Below are 17,011 nucleotides of genomic sequence, written 5' to 3' on the forward strand. Positions count from 1 at the left end.
ATGCAGAGCAGCCTACATCACACTATCTCGCGCAAGTTCAGCACAGGCATGCTGTGCCTGCTGATTGCCATCCCCCTGCTGGCGACTTACTTCGCCCAGGAATTTTATATAGGCTTGTTAAGCCGCTTGATGATCTTCGCCCTGGTAGCCAGCAGCCTGAACCTGATACTCGGTTTTGGCGGCATGATCAGCCTGGGGCATGCTGCCTTCTTTGGCAGTGGTGCTTATGTGGTGGGCATATTGATGCAACACGGCGTCACTTCTGCCTGGATCAGTTGGCCAGCGGCGATGCTAACTGGCTTTTTGCTGGCACTGGCAATAGGCAGTGTCTCACTCAGGACGCGCGGTGTGTATTTCATCATGATCACGCTGGCATTCGCGCAGATGCTGTACTTTCTGTTTGTGTCATTGAAAAACTATGGTGGTGATGATGGCCTGAGCTTGGCACAACGCTCGGTGACCGGGCTGGACATGAGCAATGACAGCAATTTTTATTATCTGGTGCTGGCCGTCTGTACCGCATTTCTCTTTATTCTGTACCGGCTCATCAATTCCAGTTTTGGACGTGTGATACAAGCCATCAAGGAAAATGAAACACGCATGGAAGCCATAGGTTACCCAGTGTTTCGCTACAAGCTGCTGTGTTTTGCGATTGCTGGCAGCATCGCCAGCCTGGCAGGTGCCTTGCTGGCAAACCAGAACATGCTGGTCAGCCCTAACCTGCTGCACTGGACACAATCCGGCAGCCTGATGGTGATGGTGATACTCGGTGGCGTGGGTTATCTGTCGGGCGGCATCCTAGGTGCGGTAGTCATGTTGATGCTGGAAGAAATCCTGTCTGGCTACACCATACACTGGCAGTTATATCTGGGCATTATCCTGCTGCTGGTCGTCATGCTCTTACCAAATGGCCTCGCCAGCCTGCCGCAAAAATTCATGTCCATCAAAAGACAGCAGGGAGATCAGGCATGAGCGTGTTACAGCTTAAAGGCCTGGTCAAACGCTATGGTGGCCTGGTCGCAACCAACAATCTGAGCCTGGATGTATTACCTGGCGAAATCCACGCCATCATAGGCCCGAATGGCGCAGGCAAGACTACGCTGATACATCAGATATCCGGCGACATAGTTCCAAACCAGGGGCAGATCATTTTCAATGGCGTCGATGTCACGACACTCAGCATGCATGAGCGCGTCAAGCTAAGATTGGCACGCTCTTACCAGATCACGAATATTTTCCAGTCATATACCGTCATCGATAACCTGAGCCTGGCGATACAGGCACGCTCAGGCAGCAGCATGCGCTTCTGGCGCAAGGCCATAGGTGATCAGGCACTTTTTGAGCAAGCCCGGCAACTCGCCAGTGACATAGGTTTGGCTGAGCACTGCAATAGCAAAGCCTGTGAACTTGCGCATGGTGAACAACGTCAACTGGAACTCGGATTAACGCTGGCGACACAACCCAAACTGCTCTTGCTGGATGAACCTATGGCAGGCACAGGTCATGAAGAATCAGGCAAGATGCTGGAACTCATCGAAGCCTTGCGCGGCAAGGCCGCCGTGATTTTGATTGAACATGATATGGATGCCGTCTTCAAACTGGCCGACCGTATTTCTGTGTTGGTAGCAGGCTCCATCATCGCCACTGGTACTGCAGAACAGATACGCCAGAACCCGGAAGTCAAGAAAGCCTATCTAGGTGATGAAGCGGGCATCGCACTCAAGGAGGTTGCATGAAGACCATACTGGAAGTCGAACATATCGCTACCGCCTATGGCCACAGCCAGGTCTTGTTTGGCATAGATTTGCAGATACGCCAGGGTGAAGTTGCCAGTCTGCTGGGGCGCAATGGTGCTGGCAAGACCACAACCTTACGCTCAATACTGGGACTGACACCGGCACATAGCGGCCATATCAGCTTCATGGGCCAGCGCATAGAAAAAATGACGACGGATAAAATCGCCAGGATGGGCATAGCCCTGGTGCCGGAAGGCAGGCAGATTTTCCCTAACCTGACCGTCAAGGAAAACCTGATCGCCTTTGCCGCCAATCGCAATCAAAGCAAAACACCATGGAGCCTGAAAGAGATTTACCAGCTATTCCCGCGTCTGGCCGAGCGCGCCGGCAATATGGGTAACCAGTTATCTGGTGGCGAACAGCAAATGCTAGCCATCTCGCGAGCCTTGATGACCAACCCGCATTTACTGATACTGGATGAAGCGACTGAAGGTTTGTCACCACTGGTGCGCGAAGAAATCTGGACCTGCCTGAGAAAATTGCGCGACCAGGGACAAACCACGCTGGTCATCGACAAATACGTAGAGAAGCTCATGCCACTTGCCGACCAACACAGCATCATGGAACGGGGCAAGATAGTCTGGCATGGCAATAGCGACAGCCTGACACAGTCGCCGGAAACCTGGCAAAAATATGTGGGCGTATAGAATTGAGGTCGAGCAAGCGCCTGTCCTGGCATTTTCAAGTAAATAAGCTCGGTATACTTGCGGAACAACGAAACTACATCAATGAAAAACCTGGTCAAATCACACTGCAATAAAACGTGATTTTGTAACTATTTACAGGCATGAATCTTATGCTGAGACAAGTATTTTCTTTGTCGCTTGATACTACGTAATCGATACATCATTTCTGAAGCAACACCCTTGTCCTTTGAAGTAGAATACTTACGTATTAAATCTTTCGCTTCTCGTGTACCTATACTTGCGAGTGCATGACTAAACCATTTGGCAATCACTTGATGCTCCGAGCATGTGTAAGCCAAATGATCAAAACCCGTTTCCAAAACTTGCTGAATATAAGGGATACTGGAAGAATCTGCTAAGTGCTGAATTTCCCAAGTGATCTCCTGATGATTCGTATGATCTTGCATGAGTAAAAGTTGATTCATCAAATCAACTTTTGATCGCTGGCACTGCATGGTGTGATGCATATCATATAAAGCTCGCCACAATTGCCAATCTTTTTTCTGGATTGCCAATGGCATTTCCTTCAGCATAAATGCTACGATTGTCTGATCATCCACACCCAGCATTTGGTAAAGAGGCGCGTCATGCTCTTTGTAAAAAGCCATGAGCTGAGCATCTGTCAAATTGCTTTCTGTAACGATTTTGCAAAAAGCTTTATTTTTATCCTTATCATTAAAATGATTCTTCAGTGCCAATTCTTGCAGTTCGTTCATGTTTGTAGCTTATGTTGATATAGTGACAGTGCCGATCTTATCTGAATTTTCCAATTGCCACAAACCTATGCAGGTACTTAAAATTGATAATGCGCCTGCACACCCAACCCCAGTATTTTGGCACTACTCAAGTTCAAATTATCTGTCTGCAAATACACACCCACAAACTGATTGCTCCAGCCTATACCCACTGATTTGTAGCGCGTATCAAAGCTGGCATCAAAGCGGCCATAGGCGGAATGATTGGCAACGCTCAGCTCAGGCAGATTAACGCCGTAAAAATGCCGCACTTGCGCGGCAAATTCCCATTGCTGGTTTTGGTAAGCGAGTCGCGCCGTGTGCGTTTGCGGCACTGAGACTGAGCGCGTCCTTTGACGATTGACTCCTTGCAACAAAGGCTGATAATTCAAATAACCCTTACTGTCATATTGCACAACGGCAGAGCTCAGGCTTTGCTGTAGTTCTGGCAAATTTTTCCAGGCAAAGCGGTTGTATGCATCTTCCAGTTGATATTGCACACGCCATGCCGGATTGACTTGCCAATCCATGGCAAGGCTGGAGCTATAGCCCCTGGCCTCAGGTTCAAATTGCTGGAACAGGTATTGGTAGCGGCTATTCACATCCAGTTCAGTTGCAGAAAAACTGTAGTGCTGATTATCGATATAACTGGCCGCACCTGTTGCCTGTGTAACGCGGTATTGCGGGTTCATGTAATACACGGCACTGGCAAAGAAGCGTGGCTGATATTCACCGCCAAATGCAAACCAGCGCCCTGCCCGCAAACCAAAGCCTGACCAGCTTTCCAGCTGAGCATCTAGCTGATAATTGACAGCTTGCTGTGGCAAACCAGCTTGCTTGTATTCTTTGACAAATGCCAGGGTAGATGCGCTGGCTTTAAGCATGCCTTCCTGGCGCGCTTCCAGATTCAATCGCCACTCTTTATAACTCACACCCAGCTCTGCCCGCAAACGACGCAGGCTGACATTCTGACCATCCTTGGGAGAAAAATCTGTATTCCAGTCACCCTCGATTTTGCGGGTGGGCATGAAGTCTGAGGCTTCCCACAAATCGATACTGGAAAATACCTGCCAGCCCTCATCACTCTTTTGTGGGGCAAGCACATCCAGAGCATATACCTGCTGAGTCAGCGATGCGCAGAACAAGGAAAATATCAGACGGGATGAAAACATGGTTTACTCAAAAAAATAGCCCGCTGACATGCAGCGGGCCGTCAATCAATTTACAAACTATCGGATGGTTTCAAAGCTACCATCAACATAGCTGATACGGCCTGCTTTGATATCCAGCCAGCCTACCTTGCTGCCATCCTTGAGGATGTCGGCAACTTCATTCTTACCATACACGTCAAAAGAAACACCGGACGAGCTACTGACACGCACAACGCGGGGCTTGCCAATGCTTTCACTCATTTGCGCATTGATGACACTGCTGCCATCCAGATATTGCGCAAGTATGCTGCTACTGCCGAAGGCGTCATTACTGCCCGTCACATTCAATTTCAATGGAGGGCGTTCTGGCACCTGCACCACGCCTGACAATGCTACTGCCTTGCGCACAAAATTATTTGCTGACTCAGGCTTGCTGCTATCAAAGCTACTGTAGGCAAAGCGTTCTACCGTCAATTGCCCATTGAAAATCTCTAGTGCATTTGCGAGGCCTGTGGCATTGCTGATGCTACCGATAAAATCTATGCGGTTAGGCTGATAGCTGAGGCCATTCTTGTCCGCAGATGCATTGCCGATTCTTATCTCACCGTGCACTTTGCTATTGCCAGCTTCAGCCGTAATCGCCAGATTGAATTCTTTGATGCCATTTTTTTGCAGATTACCTTTGTAATTCAAGGCAACAATTGCGTAAGAACCTTTATCCAGTGACAGGCGCGAACTTACCTGATCTTTGACATAAGATTTAAGCTCACCGCTGAAATCGTAGCGAAAATTACCATCGACAGTTTGATTGCGGTCTGTTCGAAGACTCCAGCGCTCAAAATCTGAAATCAACTGACCAGCGCTATTCGTACGTGGCGGCATCTTGCCTTCAACCGTGAAGGCATATAGCTTGTTGCCTTCCATGGCAATACTCATCTGACCAGTGTATGCATCACTTGAATTGCCATACGTGGCAACTACGTCTGCAGGATTAACTGGTCTTCTCAGGAAATCATTCTTTCCTTCATTCCAGACGAACACTGCTTTTTGCTGCACCAATTCAGATTTGTAGTTAAAACGGGTGACGTCATTTGCCACTGGTTCCAGCCAGATACGATCTACCAATTCCACCCATTCAACCTGATATTTGTAACCGTATTTATAAGTCCCCGGCAGTACAAAGCGCGAGAAACGGCACTCTATGCCTGCCGCCTGTGCAGGCGTAGTTGCCACATTCAAGGCATCACGCATGACAGTGCAATCGCCCAGATTGCCTATATTCTGATAACCACTCCACAATGCAGTTTGCCCATAGAACAGGCCATTGACCGCAGTTGCATTGGTCTGACCATTTCTGTATTTATTGAATTGATCTATACCTTCGGTGATGGTTTTGGACCAGATCAGCAAATCCTTGTCCAAGGGTTGCGTCGCTTTTTCAAAGTCGGACTTGACAGCATTGAGGCGCAAATCCAGGCCACCATTTTGCTGTGAATTCGATACCGCATAAATGTTATTGCGCAAGCTACTAAATAATTGTTTGGTTGCAGCGATCTTGTCCTGTTCAGGAGCTGGTGCTGGCAAACTATTCGCAGTAAACGCGCCGGTACCAGCCACCGAGTTTTTGCCTGATTTGTTGAGACTTTCATCTTGTGCAACTTTTTCAAAGCTGGCACGCAAAGCAGCACGCACATCTTCTCGCAATACAAAATCATTGCCATCCAACTTGCCAGCAGAGGCTATTTGTTTTACCACGCAAGCTACACGGCTACCCTGGCTTGTAGCATCGCAGGAAAGTGCCTTGTCCAGTGCCAGTTGCGAAATGGCAGTCAGACTCAGACCCTGGATTTTTTCATCGACATAAGTATCTTGCGATGACTCTGCCGTCGTGTGGATGACAGGGACCCTTTGCGGGTCAAAACCCAGTAAAGCCTGCACACCTGCCCTGGCCCTGTCTATATTGGATGAGTTCAGGCCACCCGCTTTTTCTGCAAGCTGAACGATCAATTCTGTCAGCGGCGTAACGCTGCCCCAATATACTGGCTCAGGACTGGCCCCCTGCTTGACAACACTGCGCAACTTCAAGTCTTCAGGAAAAGGCAAATCTGCCTGAGTGGCTTCGTCATACATCATTGCACCTGGCGCCCCACTTACTTCGATGAGAAAGCTGGTGACACTGCCATGTACCGAAATCACATAGCTCCCGTCAGCGCCGGTAGTAGCTGTCGCAAAAGAACTGGCAGATTTATTACCGGACTGATCAAGATTAAAGGCTGATACGCGCGCGCCGATGATGCGCCCCTTTGCGACTATGCCGATGAATTGCCTGCCGCTGTTACTGACAGCTACTGTGGCGCCGTTCGCGTTATTGCTGGCTGTACTAGCACCGCCGCTTCCACCACCACAAGCGCTGAGCAATGCTGACAATAAGACGGGAATAAAAAATTGATACTTGTTATTTTTCATGAAGTAATGGAAGTTTGAGCACAAAAGCGCCCATGCATAAAAAGTACAAAACGCAGCTGGCATCTCAGAAAATGCAATATCTGCAATTTTGTTACGAAATGTAAATGCAAAAAAGACTGGTGATTCTAACACCAGAAAGCTGTTTGGCTACATACATGACGAACAAATATGTGGCTATAAGTATATGGGGTATAAATGGGACGTAAGTGAGGTACAAATCCAGTAGCGCAGCCGCATCCGGTCACTATCAATACAATCAGCGCTTGACCTGGTCAGGCTGTGCAGTCGTCGAAGCAGGTGAATTGGCATCAAGTATCTGTACGAAAATTTCGTTCTTCTTGATCATGCCGAGTTCAAAGCGGGCGCGTTCTTCTACCGCGTCTGTACCGTTTTTTAAATCCTGTACTTCGGATTCGAGCTTGCCATTGCGTTCTTTTAATTTTTCGTTATTTCCTTTTACCTGCGCTACCTGCCTGTCCAACTCCCAGACACGCAACCAGCCCCCCCTACCCAACCACAGCGGGTATTGGATCAACATCAACAGGGCAGCAAAGGAAAGAGCTATCAAACGCACGGATAATTAAAGCAAAATAATAAAAACAAAACTAATCTGTTTCCAAAAGCAGACCTACAAGAAAAAGGGGAACCCAGTTCCCCTTTTTATTTGCACGATACCAGATTACTTCAGATTATAGAAGGCGTCGCGACCAGGGTAGCTGGCAATTTCGCCCAAATCTTCTTCAATACGCAGCAATTGGTTGTATTTTGCCATACGGTCAGAACGGGACAAAGAGCCGGTCTTGATTTGCAGGGCATTGGTACCAACGGCGATATCTGCGATAGTACTGTCTTCTGTTTCACCGGAACGATGAGAAATCACGGCCGTGTAACCTGCACGTTTTGCCATTTCGATCGCAGCAAAAGTCTCAGTCAAAGTACCGATCTGGTTGATCTTGATCAGGATGGAGTTGGCGATACCTTTTTGTATGCCTTCTTTCAGGATCTTGGTATTGGTGACGAACAAGTCATCGCCAACGATCTGGACTTTCTTGCCCAGTTTTTCAGTCAGGATAGCCCAGCCGTCCCAGTCGCCTTCGGCCATGCCATCTTCGATGGAGATGATAGGATATTTATCTACCCATGTTGCGAGCAGGTTGGTAAAGTCAGCGGAAGACAAAGTCAGGCCTTCACCTTCGAGGTGGTATTTGCCATCTTTGTAGAATTCGCTGGCAGCGCAATCCAGGCCCAGGGCGATTTGCGTGCCTGGCTCGTAGCCAGCAGCTTCTATCGCCTGGATGATCAGTTTGATGGCAGATTCGTGGTTATCTACGGAAGGAGCAAAGCCACCTTCATCACCAACCGCTGTCGTCAGACCTTTGTCATGCAGGATTTTTTTCAGTGCATGGAATACTTCTGCACCGTAGCGAACTGCTTCGCGGAAAGTTGGCGCGCCTACCGGGATAATCATGAATTCTTGAATATCCAGATTATTGTCAGCGTGTGCACCACCGTTGATGACGTTCATCATAGGCACTGGCAATTGCATAGCGCCCGAACCGCCGAAATAACGGTACAGCGGCAGGCCAGCTTCTTCAGCAGCAGCTTTGGCAACAGCCATGGACACAGCCAGCATGGCATTTGCACCGAGGCGACTCTTGTTTTCAGTGCCGTCCAGATCGATCAGGGTACGATCCAGGAATGCCTGTTCATTCGCATCCAGGCCCATAATGGCTTCAGCGATTTCGGTATTGATGTGTTCGCAGGCTTTCAGGACGCCCTTGCCCAGATAGCGGGACTTGTCGCCATCACGCAGCTCTATCGCTTCGCGGGAACCTGTGGATGCGCCGGAAGGCACAGCGGCGCGGCCCATGACACCAGATTCCAGCAAGACATCACATTCAACAGTTGGGTTACCGCGTGAATCCAGAATTTCACGACCGATAATATCAACGATGGCACTCATTCAATTCTCCTAAACAATCAAAATATCGAACAAAATATCTAACAAATTAATACGAATCTGATTTGCAAAACATCTGCTGGCTGGATATGCCGACAGATAAATAAAGCTGGCAGCTGTAATGACTTTATTACAGCCAAAAGGATGGTGCAGATGATACCGCATTACGGCGACACTTCAAGCCGGACAAAACTTTATTCTTGCGGCTTTTTACGCTGATAAGCAAAAAAACCTTTCCCACAGATCGAATCATGCAAAAGCAGGCTCAAAAAGCCAGGCATATCACCTGTAAGTACAGTCTCTAGGGCATGTCAACAACATTCTTTCAGGCAACTAGATACCATCTTGCAAAAAAGGCGAGCCGCAAAAGTGGCTCGCCTTTTTAATCAGAATTTGCAGATAACAGACAGACCAGCATTCAAACTACCCAACTGGAGGTCTGCATCAAATCCCTTACATCTCATGCCTTGTTACCCTGCGCCTTTTTATGGTCTATCGCCGCCTTGGCGAAAGAGATAAACAAGGGGTGGCCATCACGCGGCGTCGATTTGAATTCAGGGTGGTACTGCACACCCAGATACCATGGGTGCACATCACGTGACAATTCCATGATCTCGCATAAATCTTCTGTTGGCGTGCGGGCAGAAACGATCAAACCTGCCGCCTCAACACGGCCCAGATAATGGTTATTGGCTTCATAGCGATGACGATGGCGTTCAGTCACGACATTGCCATAAATCTCTGATGCCAAAGTACCAGAACGTACCGCACAAGTTTGCGCACCAAGACGCATGGTGCCACCGAGGTCAGAATTTTCATCCCGCGTCTCAACTTTACCGTCATGGTTTTGCCATTCATTGATCAGAGCAACCACTGGCTGCTCTGTCTCAGCATCAAACTCTGTCGAGTTTGCCATGGACAGGCCTGCCTTGTTACGTGCATATTCAATCAGGGCAACTTGCATACCCAGGCAAATGCCGAGATAAGGTATTTTGTTTTCACGCGCATAACGGGCAGCCAGAATCTTGCCTTCTACGCCGCGCTTGCCGAAACCACCTGGCACCAGGATGGCATCGTACTTCTCCAGTGACTTGGTACCATGCGCTTCGATTTCTTCAGAATCAACGTATTCAATATTCACACGGCTTTCAGTGTGGATACCTGCATGACGCAAGGCTTCTGTCAAAGACTTATAAGACTCTGTCAGATCGACATACTTACCGACCATACCGATAGTGACTTCTTCTTTCGGATTTTCCAGCGCATAGATCAATTTGTCCCACATCGCCAGGTTAGCTGGTTTTGGTGACAAGCCCAGTTTATCGCAAACGATTTTATCCAGACCCTGGTCATGCAACATCTGTGGAATCTTATAGATGGTATCTGCATCCCATACAGAGATCACTGCTTCTTCAGCCACATTGGCGAACAGGGAAATCTTGGCGCGTTCATCATCAGGGATAGGACGGTCAGCACGGCACAGCAAGGCGTCAGGGAAAATACCAATTTCACGCAGTTTTTGCACGCTGTGCTGGGTAGGCTTGGTTTTCAATTCGCCGGCAGCAGCAACATAAGGCACCAGTGTCAGATGCACGAAGGCAGCGGCATTGCGGCCAGCACGCAAACTCAGTTGACGGGCAGCTTCAAGGAAAGGCAGGGATTCGATATCACCGACCGTACCACCGATTTCAACCAGGGCAACGTCAGCACCGGCTGCGCCACGATGGATGAATTCCTGGATTTCATTGGTGATGTGCGGAATAACTTGCACAGTCTTGCCCAGGTATTCGCCACGGCGTTCTTTGCGGATAACGGATTCATAAATCTGGCCAGTAGTGAAATTATTCACTTTTTTCATTTTGGCCGTGATGAAACGCTCATAGTGACCCAGATCCAGATCAGTTTCAGCGCCGTCATCGGTCACGAAAACTTCGCCATGCTGGAATGGGCTCATGGTACCTGGATCCACATTAATGTAGGGATCAAGTTTGAGCATAGTGACTTTGAGACCGCGCGATTCAAGGATCGCAGCGAGAGAGGCAGCGGCAATACCCTTGCCTAAAGAGGAGACTACGCCCCCCGTAACGAATACAAACTTAGTCATTGCAGAAGGTGCCAAACGGCACAAGCGGGAAATTCGAATTATACATCACTAAGCCATGATGTGCGAGAATTCCCGCTCGCAATTAGCTTGAAATTTCAGAAACCAGCAGACTTACATTGCATAAATAAATTGCAATTTTGCAAAATTCTGCGCGCCCTGGCCATTGCTTATTTCCTTGATTTCATTGCTGCGGCGAATGAAAGATGCTGATGCACCGAAATTTTCACCACGCCATAAATAGCCTATTTCAAACTCTCCAACCAGGCTTTTTGGCTTGACTGCAGTAGTCTGATTACTAAAGTAACCGCCCTGTATGCTTGCATTGTAGGCAACAGCCTTGAGTTCGGTACGCAAGAAGCCATAACTGGCTATCTGCTCCGGCAACGCATTCAGGCTACCCACACGCAGCATCAACTCTGCACTCGCATCAGTAAATATATTACCGAAACGTCCTTTGAGGCGTGGGGTGATATCTACATTGGACGTGGCAACCACGCGGCCAGGTGAATATTCACCCGATAATACTGCACCCCATTCATTGCGCAGTTGTGTACTCCAGCCTTGTGGCAAAGGCTGCTTCAATAATCTGTGCAAATGCGTCTGTGTCCATTCGCCACCGGCGCAAGGCCCCAGACATCCTAGGTCCAGCCCCAGGCGCTGGCTGCTGCCATTGACATCATTCTTTTCACGATACACGCCCGCAAACAACCAGCCAGCATAAGGGTGATCAATTTTGGCAATCTGGTTTGGTGCCAGCTTGATGTCAGACGCTGTATATAGCTCCTGCCCCAGTCGCCAACCATAAGTCAGAGCTTGAACAGCATCCGCTTTGGTAAAACTCTGCCCTATTCTGTTACCGCTGGTGTAAAAACCGTCATCCTTCTTGAACAGCAAACTGTCATTATCAATATCCACTTGCCAGGTTGTCTTGCCAGTCTGCCGCACCTGTGTGAATTCATTCCAGGATGGCAAAGTCTCTTGTGCAAATACATTGGCAGTAAAAAGCAATGCTGCCAGTGAGGTGGAAAATTTCAATACAGGCTTGATTTGATTCATTTATTTATCGCGATAGTGTTTATATGGAGCTTAGTTTCATGCTTTCCAGCATGCTCAGCACAGCAACGGCTGTATGACCAGGCACTTCCATGGGGATCAGATGCCCACCTGGAATAAGAACATAATTATCACCCATTAATTTTTTTGTCGCATGAGGGCCTGCCTGACGGCATTCTATGGACTCAGTCCCGCCTACAAAACCCACTGGCACATTGGGTGGACGTTTATTCAAACGGCCCAGGCCATGTGGCAGAGTACGATAAATTGCCGTTTCCACTTCACGGGTAAAGCGCAGGGTCACGCCTTCAGCATGAGGTTTAAGTCCAGCTTTCATATAATCACGCAAGACTTCTGGCGGCCAGATGGCAAACATCTCCTTAGATGCAAAGTGCTGATAAGCCTCTTCTTCATTTTTCCAGACGTGACGTCGCCTCTCTGAAAAGCGCGCAGGTGAAAACTTTTTGTCCAGCCCCAGGGACTTGAATATACGCAACAATATTGCCCGCCAACCTGAGACTACTGGCGAATCCAACACCACTACGCCACGCACCAGGTCTGGCCTGGCCCTGGCGGCCATTAAAGACAAAATACCACCCAGAGAATGGCCCAGCAATATCACGGGTTGCTGATAACTTGCTTGCAAAGTGTCAATCAATTCCTGCACCAGGTTGCGCCAGCCATCTGTCACAGGGTATGCCGGATTGTGGCCGACCATGTCGGTGGCATGCACATCATAAGAGGATCGCAAATGATCGAGAAAAACGCGATATGTCCCGGACGGAAAGCTATTGCCATGGACAAAATGGATGATGGGTTTTACGGTAGTCTCGTTCATAACTATAGGCATTGCATTACCGGTCAAACCAGTAACGCGCGTTTTCCTGTCTGAATTGTGAAGTTTTCAATGATGCGCCAAATTGTATGCTGATTGCACCCGATTCATCTGTTCTTAGACGTTTTATTCCAAAATCAGCGTAGCGCTGGAAGACATCTGGCTTGGGATGATGGTACCGGTTCAGGTAGCCCACCTGGAAAATTGCGAGCTCTGGTTGCACCGCTTTCAGGAAAGGTTCTGTTGAAGAGGTCCCACTGCCATGGTGGGGCGCGAGCAACACATTCGCCTTCAGTTTTTGCGGGATACTGTTCACCAGCTCATCTTCCTGTATCGCCTCTATATCACCTGCCAGCAAGATAGAATGCAGCTTGGTAGAGACTTTTAATACGCAGCTACGGGCATTTGGCTTCCATTTCGTACTTTCATAACTGGCTGTGCCGGGTTGCAAGACTTCAAAATGCACGCCATCCCAATCCCAGGCTTGTCCGCCCACGCAACGTCTGTGCTGCTTGGCAGTTTGAACGATGGGACTATCCAGACTCAGGGACGTGCTTAGCAGACTTACAGGCAAATGCCTGAGTATGCTCAGCGTTCCGCCAGAGTGGTCATTGTCATTATGGGAAATCATCATCACATCAAGCTCATTGATGCCCCGCGCATGCAGATAAGGCAAAATCACCCGGCTGCCACTGTCAGAGTCAAGCCCCAGACTGGGGCCGCTGTCATACAATAGCCTGTGATGTGCTGTCTCCAGCAACAAAGCCATGCCCTGCCCCACATCCAGTGCCGTCACGGCCAACTCTCCCTCTGCTGGCCTTTGCGAAGTCTGTAATAGCAATGGCAAGCAACAGACTAGCCCTAGCCAGCGCAAGGGCCAGGCTCTCGGCGCCAACAGCCACAATACACCGGCCATGGCCAGCGCAAACAGCCAGAATGAGGGGGCAGGTGCCGTCCACACTGCATATGGCAAGGCACTGAAGTAAGTCAGGAAGCGCGCCAGAAAATCGACGAAGACATGGGCAATTTGCAGCAACCATACTGACAAAGGCGCGGGCAAGATGCTGCCAACCAGAGCCAGTGGCGTTACAACAAAGCTGACCAGGGGAATGGCAATTGCATTTGCCAGCGGGCTGATGAGGGATATCTGGCCAAATAAAAACATGGTCAGCGGGATCATGCCCAGGGTCACTACATATTGCATGAGGGATGCCGAACGTAAAGAGGCCATGAGGCCAGCTGCACGGCTCCCCTCAGGTTTGTGGCGCTCTTGTCCACCGGTAGCAAAGACAATGACACCGACAGCCGCAAAGGACAACCAAAACCCCGCAGACAACACCGCCCAAGGGTCTGCCAATACGACCGATCCCAGCGCCAGGCTTAACACTGCAGAAAAACTGCTGATGCGCCCTGTCCATATCGCCACCGCAACCACACTTAGCATGATCAATGTTCTTTGTGCAGGCAAACCAAAACCAGCCAGGGCAACATAAACCAGTGCCATCAGCGCACCTGCCAGTGCTGCTGCTTTTTGCGCAGGCAAACGCAGGGGCAAAGAGAGATTGAGAAAGAAAGAGCGCCGCCAAAAGTAAAATACCAGGCCAGCAAACAAGCCTGCAACCATGGTAATGTGCAAGCCAGAGATACTGATCAGATGACCTATGCCCACCCGGTTAAATATGGTCCAGTCAGACTGAGGGATTTCGCGCTGATCGCCAACCACCAGGGCGACCAACACTCCGGCGTAGGGTTGGCCGGGCAATGCAGCGTGGATGCGGTCGCGCAATCTGGCGCGGCTGTATTCAACGACATTGTTTATGCTCCAGACAAAATCAGCCAGCTTACGGTTATAGGTAACTGCATCCGGTTCAAATTTATCGAGGCGGACAGTACCGGTGGCACGTATGCCCTGCTCCAGCAGCCATGCCTCATAATCAAAGCCAGCGAGCGGATTGGCATTGCCATGCGGGCGTTTCAGCCTTACCTTGAATTGCCAGCGTTCACCTGGCTGCACTGTCGTCACCTGACGCATATCACTGCCGCGGTCGGCACCATACCAGGACAATGCGACTTTGGATGGCCAATGCGCAATGCCAGTCAAATCGCCGACGCCATCAGCACGCACCTGCTCTACTGCAAAATTGAATCTTTGCCCTTGTTCAAATTGAAAAGGCAGGCTGTCTATGGTGCCGCTTAATACCACATCCTGGTTTTCCCATTTTTTGGGCAATTCTTCGCGCATATAGAAATGTGCATAAGCGCTGGCCCAGACGAAGCCCAATAGAGCAGCAACCGCAAAGCGCGCGGGCAGATGCAACCAGGGTGCTGGTTTATATTTAACCAGAAGAAGAATGATGACTAGTGATGAAACCGCCAACAGCGCCAACAAGTTGTAGCTCAATAGCGCTGCCTGTTGCTGCAAGATGGCGGCACCAAACACCAGGCCCAACATCACCGCCCGCACAGACTAGCCCCTTTGCATGCGTGGCAGGATGTGCATGGCATTGGCGGTAGTTGCTTGCGCTACTTCAGCCAGACTCAGATTACGCAACTCTGCCAGCACGGCACCTATCTTTGGTAACTGTGCTGGTGTATTCGCGCCCTCTGACAACCAGCTAGGCGGGATATCTGGCGCATCGGTTTCGAGTACGATGCTGGACAGGGGCAAGTCCGTTGCCAGCCTGCGTATCTGCAAGGCGCGCGTGAAAGTCATGGCACCGCCGAAGCCCAGCTTGAAACCCATATCAATGAAGGTCTGCGCTTGCTGTGCGCTGCCGTTGAAGGCATGAGCAATACCGCCCCGCACTTTGATGCGTCGCAAATGCTTGAGTATGATGTCTTGTGAACGCCTTACATGGAGTAGCACAGGCAAATCAAAATCCCTGGCCAGCTTCAGTTGTTCGGTATAAAAGTATTCCTGCTTTTCCTTCAAAGGGCTCTGTGTCAGTGCAGGTACAAAATAGTCGAGGCCAATTTCACCTATGGCTACCAGTTTTTTGTGTGCATCTGTTCCAGCCATCAAGGTACTTACTTTTTCGCGCAAGAGCAGCAAGTCTTCTTCTTTTGAAGTTGGCACATACATGGGGTGTATGCCGAGGGCATAAAAACAATCGGGTCGCTGCGCACCCAACTGGATGACAGTGTCAAAATTGCTTTTGTGAACGGCAGGCACAACGATGGCAGAGACACCTGCCTGCGCAGCAGCCTCAGCCACCGCCAACGATGTGCCGCAAAACTCACCTGCATCCAGATGACAGTGGCTATCTATCCACATAATATCCACACATAGCTTCAAACCCAGGCTAATTGATTAATAACCTGATTATGAAGCAGTTTGCCTGCGGACTACAATGTTTTGAACGGGGGTTCTTGCTTGCACTTCCTTGCGAGCACGCCAGCGCCAGACTATCAGGCCAGCAGCCAAGGCTGCCAGTAAATGCTTGAGACTGTGGCCGCTCATGAACTGGAGTTGCTGCAAAATCTGCCCATCCTGCATTTCAGTAATTTTTGCAATCACGTATAAAAACATCGCTGCACCAAATGCCAGGCGGTCTGCACGTTCTGCTTTCCATATCCACTGCAAGAGGGGGATCAATACCAGAGTCAAACCCTGTATCAGTAAATAGGGACGCAAGTCACCTGTCTGCTGCCACCAGATCACTGACATCAAAGCCGCCATCAATAACAACACCAGTTCCATAAAGGCTTTGCGGGCATCCATGTCCGATAGAGTGTCTGCCCTGACTGCGGCCAGCAAGCTGCAACAGGCAAAGGCAATGGGTAGTCTGTCCCAGAACAGGCGTGCATCGTCAGGTGCAAGATGGTAATAACTGGAACCCACGGTAGTGGCAGCGATACTGAGGACAAAGAGGCAATAAGCGGGGAATGCGATACCTACATCGCCCTTGCGATATTTCTCCAGCAAAAACCAGGCACCAACCATCGCCACCATCGCAAAACCAAAATTGGTCAGCACATCAATCGCATGTAGTATGCCTGCCCAGTCTGACTGATCGGCAAAGTCATGATAATGCGCTAGCTGGGCAATTGGCCCGTGCAGCAACAGTGCCAGGGCCGCCAGCGCCGAAATCAGCAAAGGCAGCGTGCGCAATCCAGCTTTCATTTTCTTCACCTATGTTTTAAGAGATAGGCAATTGTGGAGACAGGCAGCAAATAATGTAACTAATACTGGTAAAGTAGCACCATAGAACAATCGAAGTATTAAA

General features: G+C 49.5%; 14 protein-coding genes. 3 read left to right on the forward strand and 11 right to left on the reverse strand.

All coding sequences use genetic code 11. The features are described 5' to 3' along the window. From ACO0LN_RS08350 to ACO0LN_RS08360, 3 genes are read left to right on the forward strand one after another with little or no spacing between them, the layout of a single operon-like run. Nucleotides 1-972, forward strand: a complete 972-nt coding sequence (locus ACO0LN_RS08350; protein WP_422972710.1) for a branched-chain amino acid ABC transporter permease — start codon at nt 1-3, stop codon at nt 970-972. Beyond that, nucleotides 969-1,736 (forward strand): ABC transporter ATP-binding protein, encoded by a 768-nt coding sequence (locus ACO0LN_RS08355; protein WP_422972712.1) that lies wholly within the window; start codon nt 969-971, stop codon nt 1,734-1,736. Before ACO0LN_RS08350 ends, ACO0LN_RS08355 begins: the two co-directional genes overlap by 4 nt. After that, on the forward strand, nt 1,733-2,443 hold the full coding sequence (locus tag ACO0LN_RS08360) for an ABC transporter ATP-binding protein (protein WP_422972714.1): 711 nt from the start codon (nt 1,733-1,735) through the stop codon (nt 2,441-2,443). Before ACO0LN_RS08355 ends, ACO0LN_RS08360 begins: the two co-directional genes overlap by 4 nt. Before the next feature lie 128 nt (nt 2,444-2,571). Here ACO0LN_RS08360 and ACO0LN_RS08365 read toward each other — a convergent pair whose 3' ends face one another. The 11 genes from ACO0LN_RS08365 to ACO0LN_RS08415 form a co-directional block, all read right to left on the reverse strand. After that, a complete protein-coding gene (locus ACO0LN_RS08365) occupies nt 2,572-3,198 on the reverse strand; it encodes a hypothetical protein (RefSeq protein WP_162058682.1) in 627 nt (208 codons plus the stop codon). A gap of 77 nt (nt 3,199-3,275) precedes the next feature. Next, on the reverse strand, nt 3,276-4,388 hold the full coding sequence (locus ACO0LN_RS08370) for a hypothetical protein (RefSeq protein WP_422972716.1): 1,113 nt from the start codon (nt 4,386-4,388) through the stop codon (nt 3,276-3,278). 57 nt (nt 4,389-4,445) lie between these two features. Then, nucleotides 4,446-6,833 (reverse strand): hypothetical protein, encoded by a 2,388-nt coding sequence (locus ACO0LN_RS08375; protein ID WP_422972718.1) that lies wholly within the window; start codon nt 6,831-6,833, stop codon nt 4,446-4,448. A gap of 256 nt (nt 6,834-7,089) precedes the next feature. After that, complete coding sequence (ftsB, locus tag ACO0LN_RS08380) at nt 7,090-7,407, reverse strand: cell division protein FtsB (protein WP_422972720.1); 318 nt, start codon at nt 7,405-7,407, stop codon at nt 7,090-7,092. Nucleotides 7,408-7,512: 105 nt separating this feature from the next. Then, nucleotides 7,513-8,796: a phosphopyruvate hydratase gene (gene eno, locus ACO0LN_RS08385; protein ID WP_186946653.1), complete on the reverse strand. Its 1,284-nt coding sequence runs from the start codon at nt 8,794-8,796 to the stop codon at nt 7,513-7,515. A gap of 457 nt (nt 8,797-9,253) precedes the next feature. After that, nucleotides 9,254-10,897, reverse strand: coding sequence for a CTP synthase (locus ACO0LN_RS08390; protein WP_422972722.1), 1,644 nt, complete (start codon nt 10,895-10,897; stop codon nt 9,254-9,256). A 111-nt stretch (nt 10,898-11,008) separates the two neighbouring features. Beyond that, entirely contained in the window at nt 11,009-11,953 is a 945-nt protein-coding gene (locus ACO0LN_RS08395) for a lipid A deacylase LpxR family protein (protein ID WP_422972724.1), read from the reverse strand. Between the two features lie 19 nt (nt 11,954-11,972). Further along, nucleotides 11,973-12,788: an alpha/beta fold hydrolase gene (locus tag ACO0LN_RS08400; protein WP_422972726.1), complete on the reverse strand. Its 816-nt coding sequence runs from the start codon at nt 12,786-12,788 to the stop codon at nt 11,973-11,975. A 16-nt stretch (nt 12,789-12,804) separates the two neighbouring features. Further along, complete coding sequence (locus ACO0LN_RS08405) at nt 12,805-15,237, reverse strand: DNA internalization-related competence protein ComEC/Rec2 (RefSeq protein WP_422972728.1); 2,433 nt, start codon at nt 15,235-15,237, stop codon at nt 12,805-12,807. Between the two features lie 15 nt (nt 15,238-15,252). Beyond that, entirely contained in the window at nt 15,253-16,059 is an 807-nt protein-coding gene (locus ACO0LN_RS08410; RefSeq protein WP_422972730.1) for a TatD family hydrolase, read from the reverse strand. Between the two features lie 48 nt (nt 16,060-16,107). Further along, nucleotides 16,108-16,908, reverse strand: coding sequence for a hypothetical protein (locus ACO0LN_RS08415; RefSeq protein ID WP_422972732.1), 801 nt, complete (start codon nt 16,906-16,908; stop codon nt 16,108-16,110). Nucleotides 16,909-17,011: the final 103 nt, after the last annotated feature.

Origin of the sequence: Undibacterium sp. TC9W (assembly GCF_049339865.1) — a bacterium.
Lineage (GTDB): Bacteria > Pseudomonadota > Gammaproteobacteria > Burkholderiales > Burkholderiaceae_D > Undibacterium.

Bases quoted from the DNA above. Each gene is read 5' to 3' on its own strand.
- ACO0LN_RS08405 (WP_422972728.1), bottom strand. From the start codon at position 15,237: ATGTTGGGCCTGGTGTTTGGTGCCGCCATCTTGCAGCAACAGGCAGCG.
- ACO0LN_RS08370 (WP_422972716.1), bottom strand. From the start codon at position 4,388: ATGTTTTCATCCCGTCTGATATTTTCCTTGTTCTGCGCATCGCTGACT.
- ACO0LN_RS08395 (WP_422972724.1), bottom strand. From the start codon at position 11,953: ATGAATCAAATCAAGCCTGTATTGAAATTTTCCACCTCACTGGCAGCA.
- ACO0LN_RS08415 (WP_422972732.1), bottom strand. From the start codon at position 16,908: ATGAAAGCTGGATTGCGCACGCTGCCTTTGCTGATTTCGGCGCTGGCG.
- ACO0LN_RS08355 (WP_422972712.1), top strand. From the start codon at position 969: ATGAGCGTGTTACAGCTTAAAGGCCTGGTCAAACGCTATGGTGGCCTG.
- ACO0LN_RS08365 (WP_162058682.1), bottom strand. From the start codon at position 3,198: ATGAACGAACTGCAAGAATTGGCACTGAAGAATCATTTTAATGATAAG.
- eno (WP_186946653.1), bottom strand. From the start codon at position 8,796: ATGAGTGCCATCGTTGATATTATCGGTCGTGAAATTCTGGATTCACGC.
- ACO0LN_RS08375 (WP_422972718.1), bottom strand. From the start codon at position 6,833: ATGAAAAATAACAAGTATCAATTTTTTATTCCCGTCTTATTGTCAGCA.
- ACO0LN_RS08400 (WP_422972726.1), bottom strand. From the start codon at position 12,788: ATGAACGAGACTACCGTAAAACCCATCATCCATTTTGTCCATGGCAAT.
- ACO0LN_RS08360 (WP_422972714.1), top strand. From the start codon at position 1,733: ATGAAGACCATACTGGAAGTCGAACATATCGCTACCGCCTATGGCCAC.
- ACO0LN_RS08350 (WP_422972710.1), top strand. From the start codon at position 1: ATGCAGAGCAGCCTACATCACACTATCTCGCGCAAGTTCAGCACAGGC.
- ACO0LN_RS08410 (WP_422972730.1), bottom strand. From the start codon at position 16,059: ATGTGGATAGATAGCCACTGTCATCTGGATGCAGGTGAGTTTTGCGGC.
- ACO0LN_RS08390 (WP_422972722.1), bottom strand. From the start codon at position 10,897: ATGACTAAGTTTGTATTCGTTACGGGGGGCGTAGTCTCCTCTTTAGGC.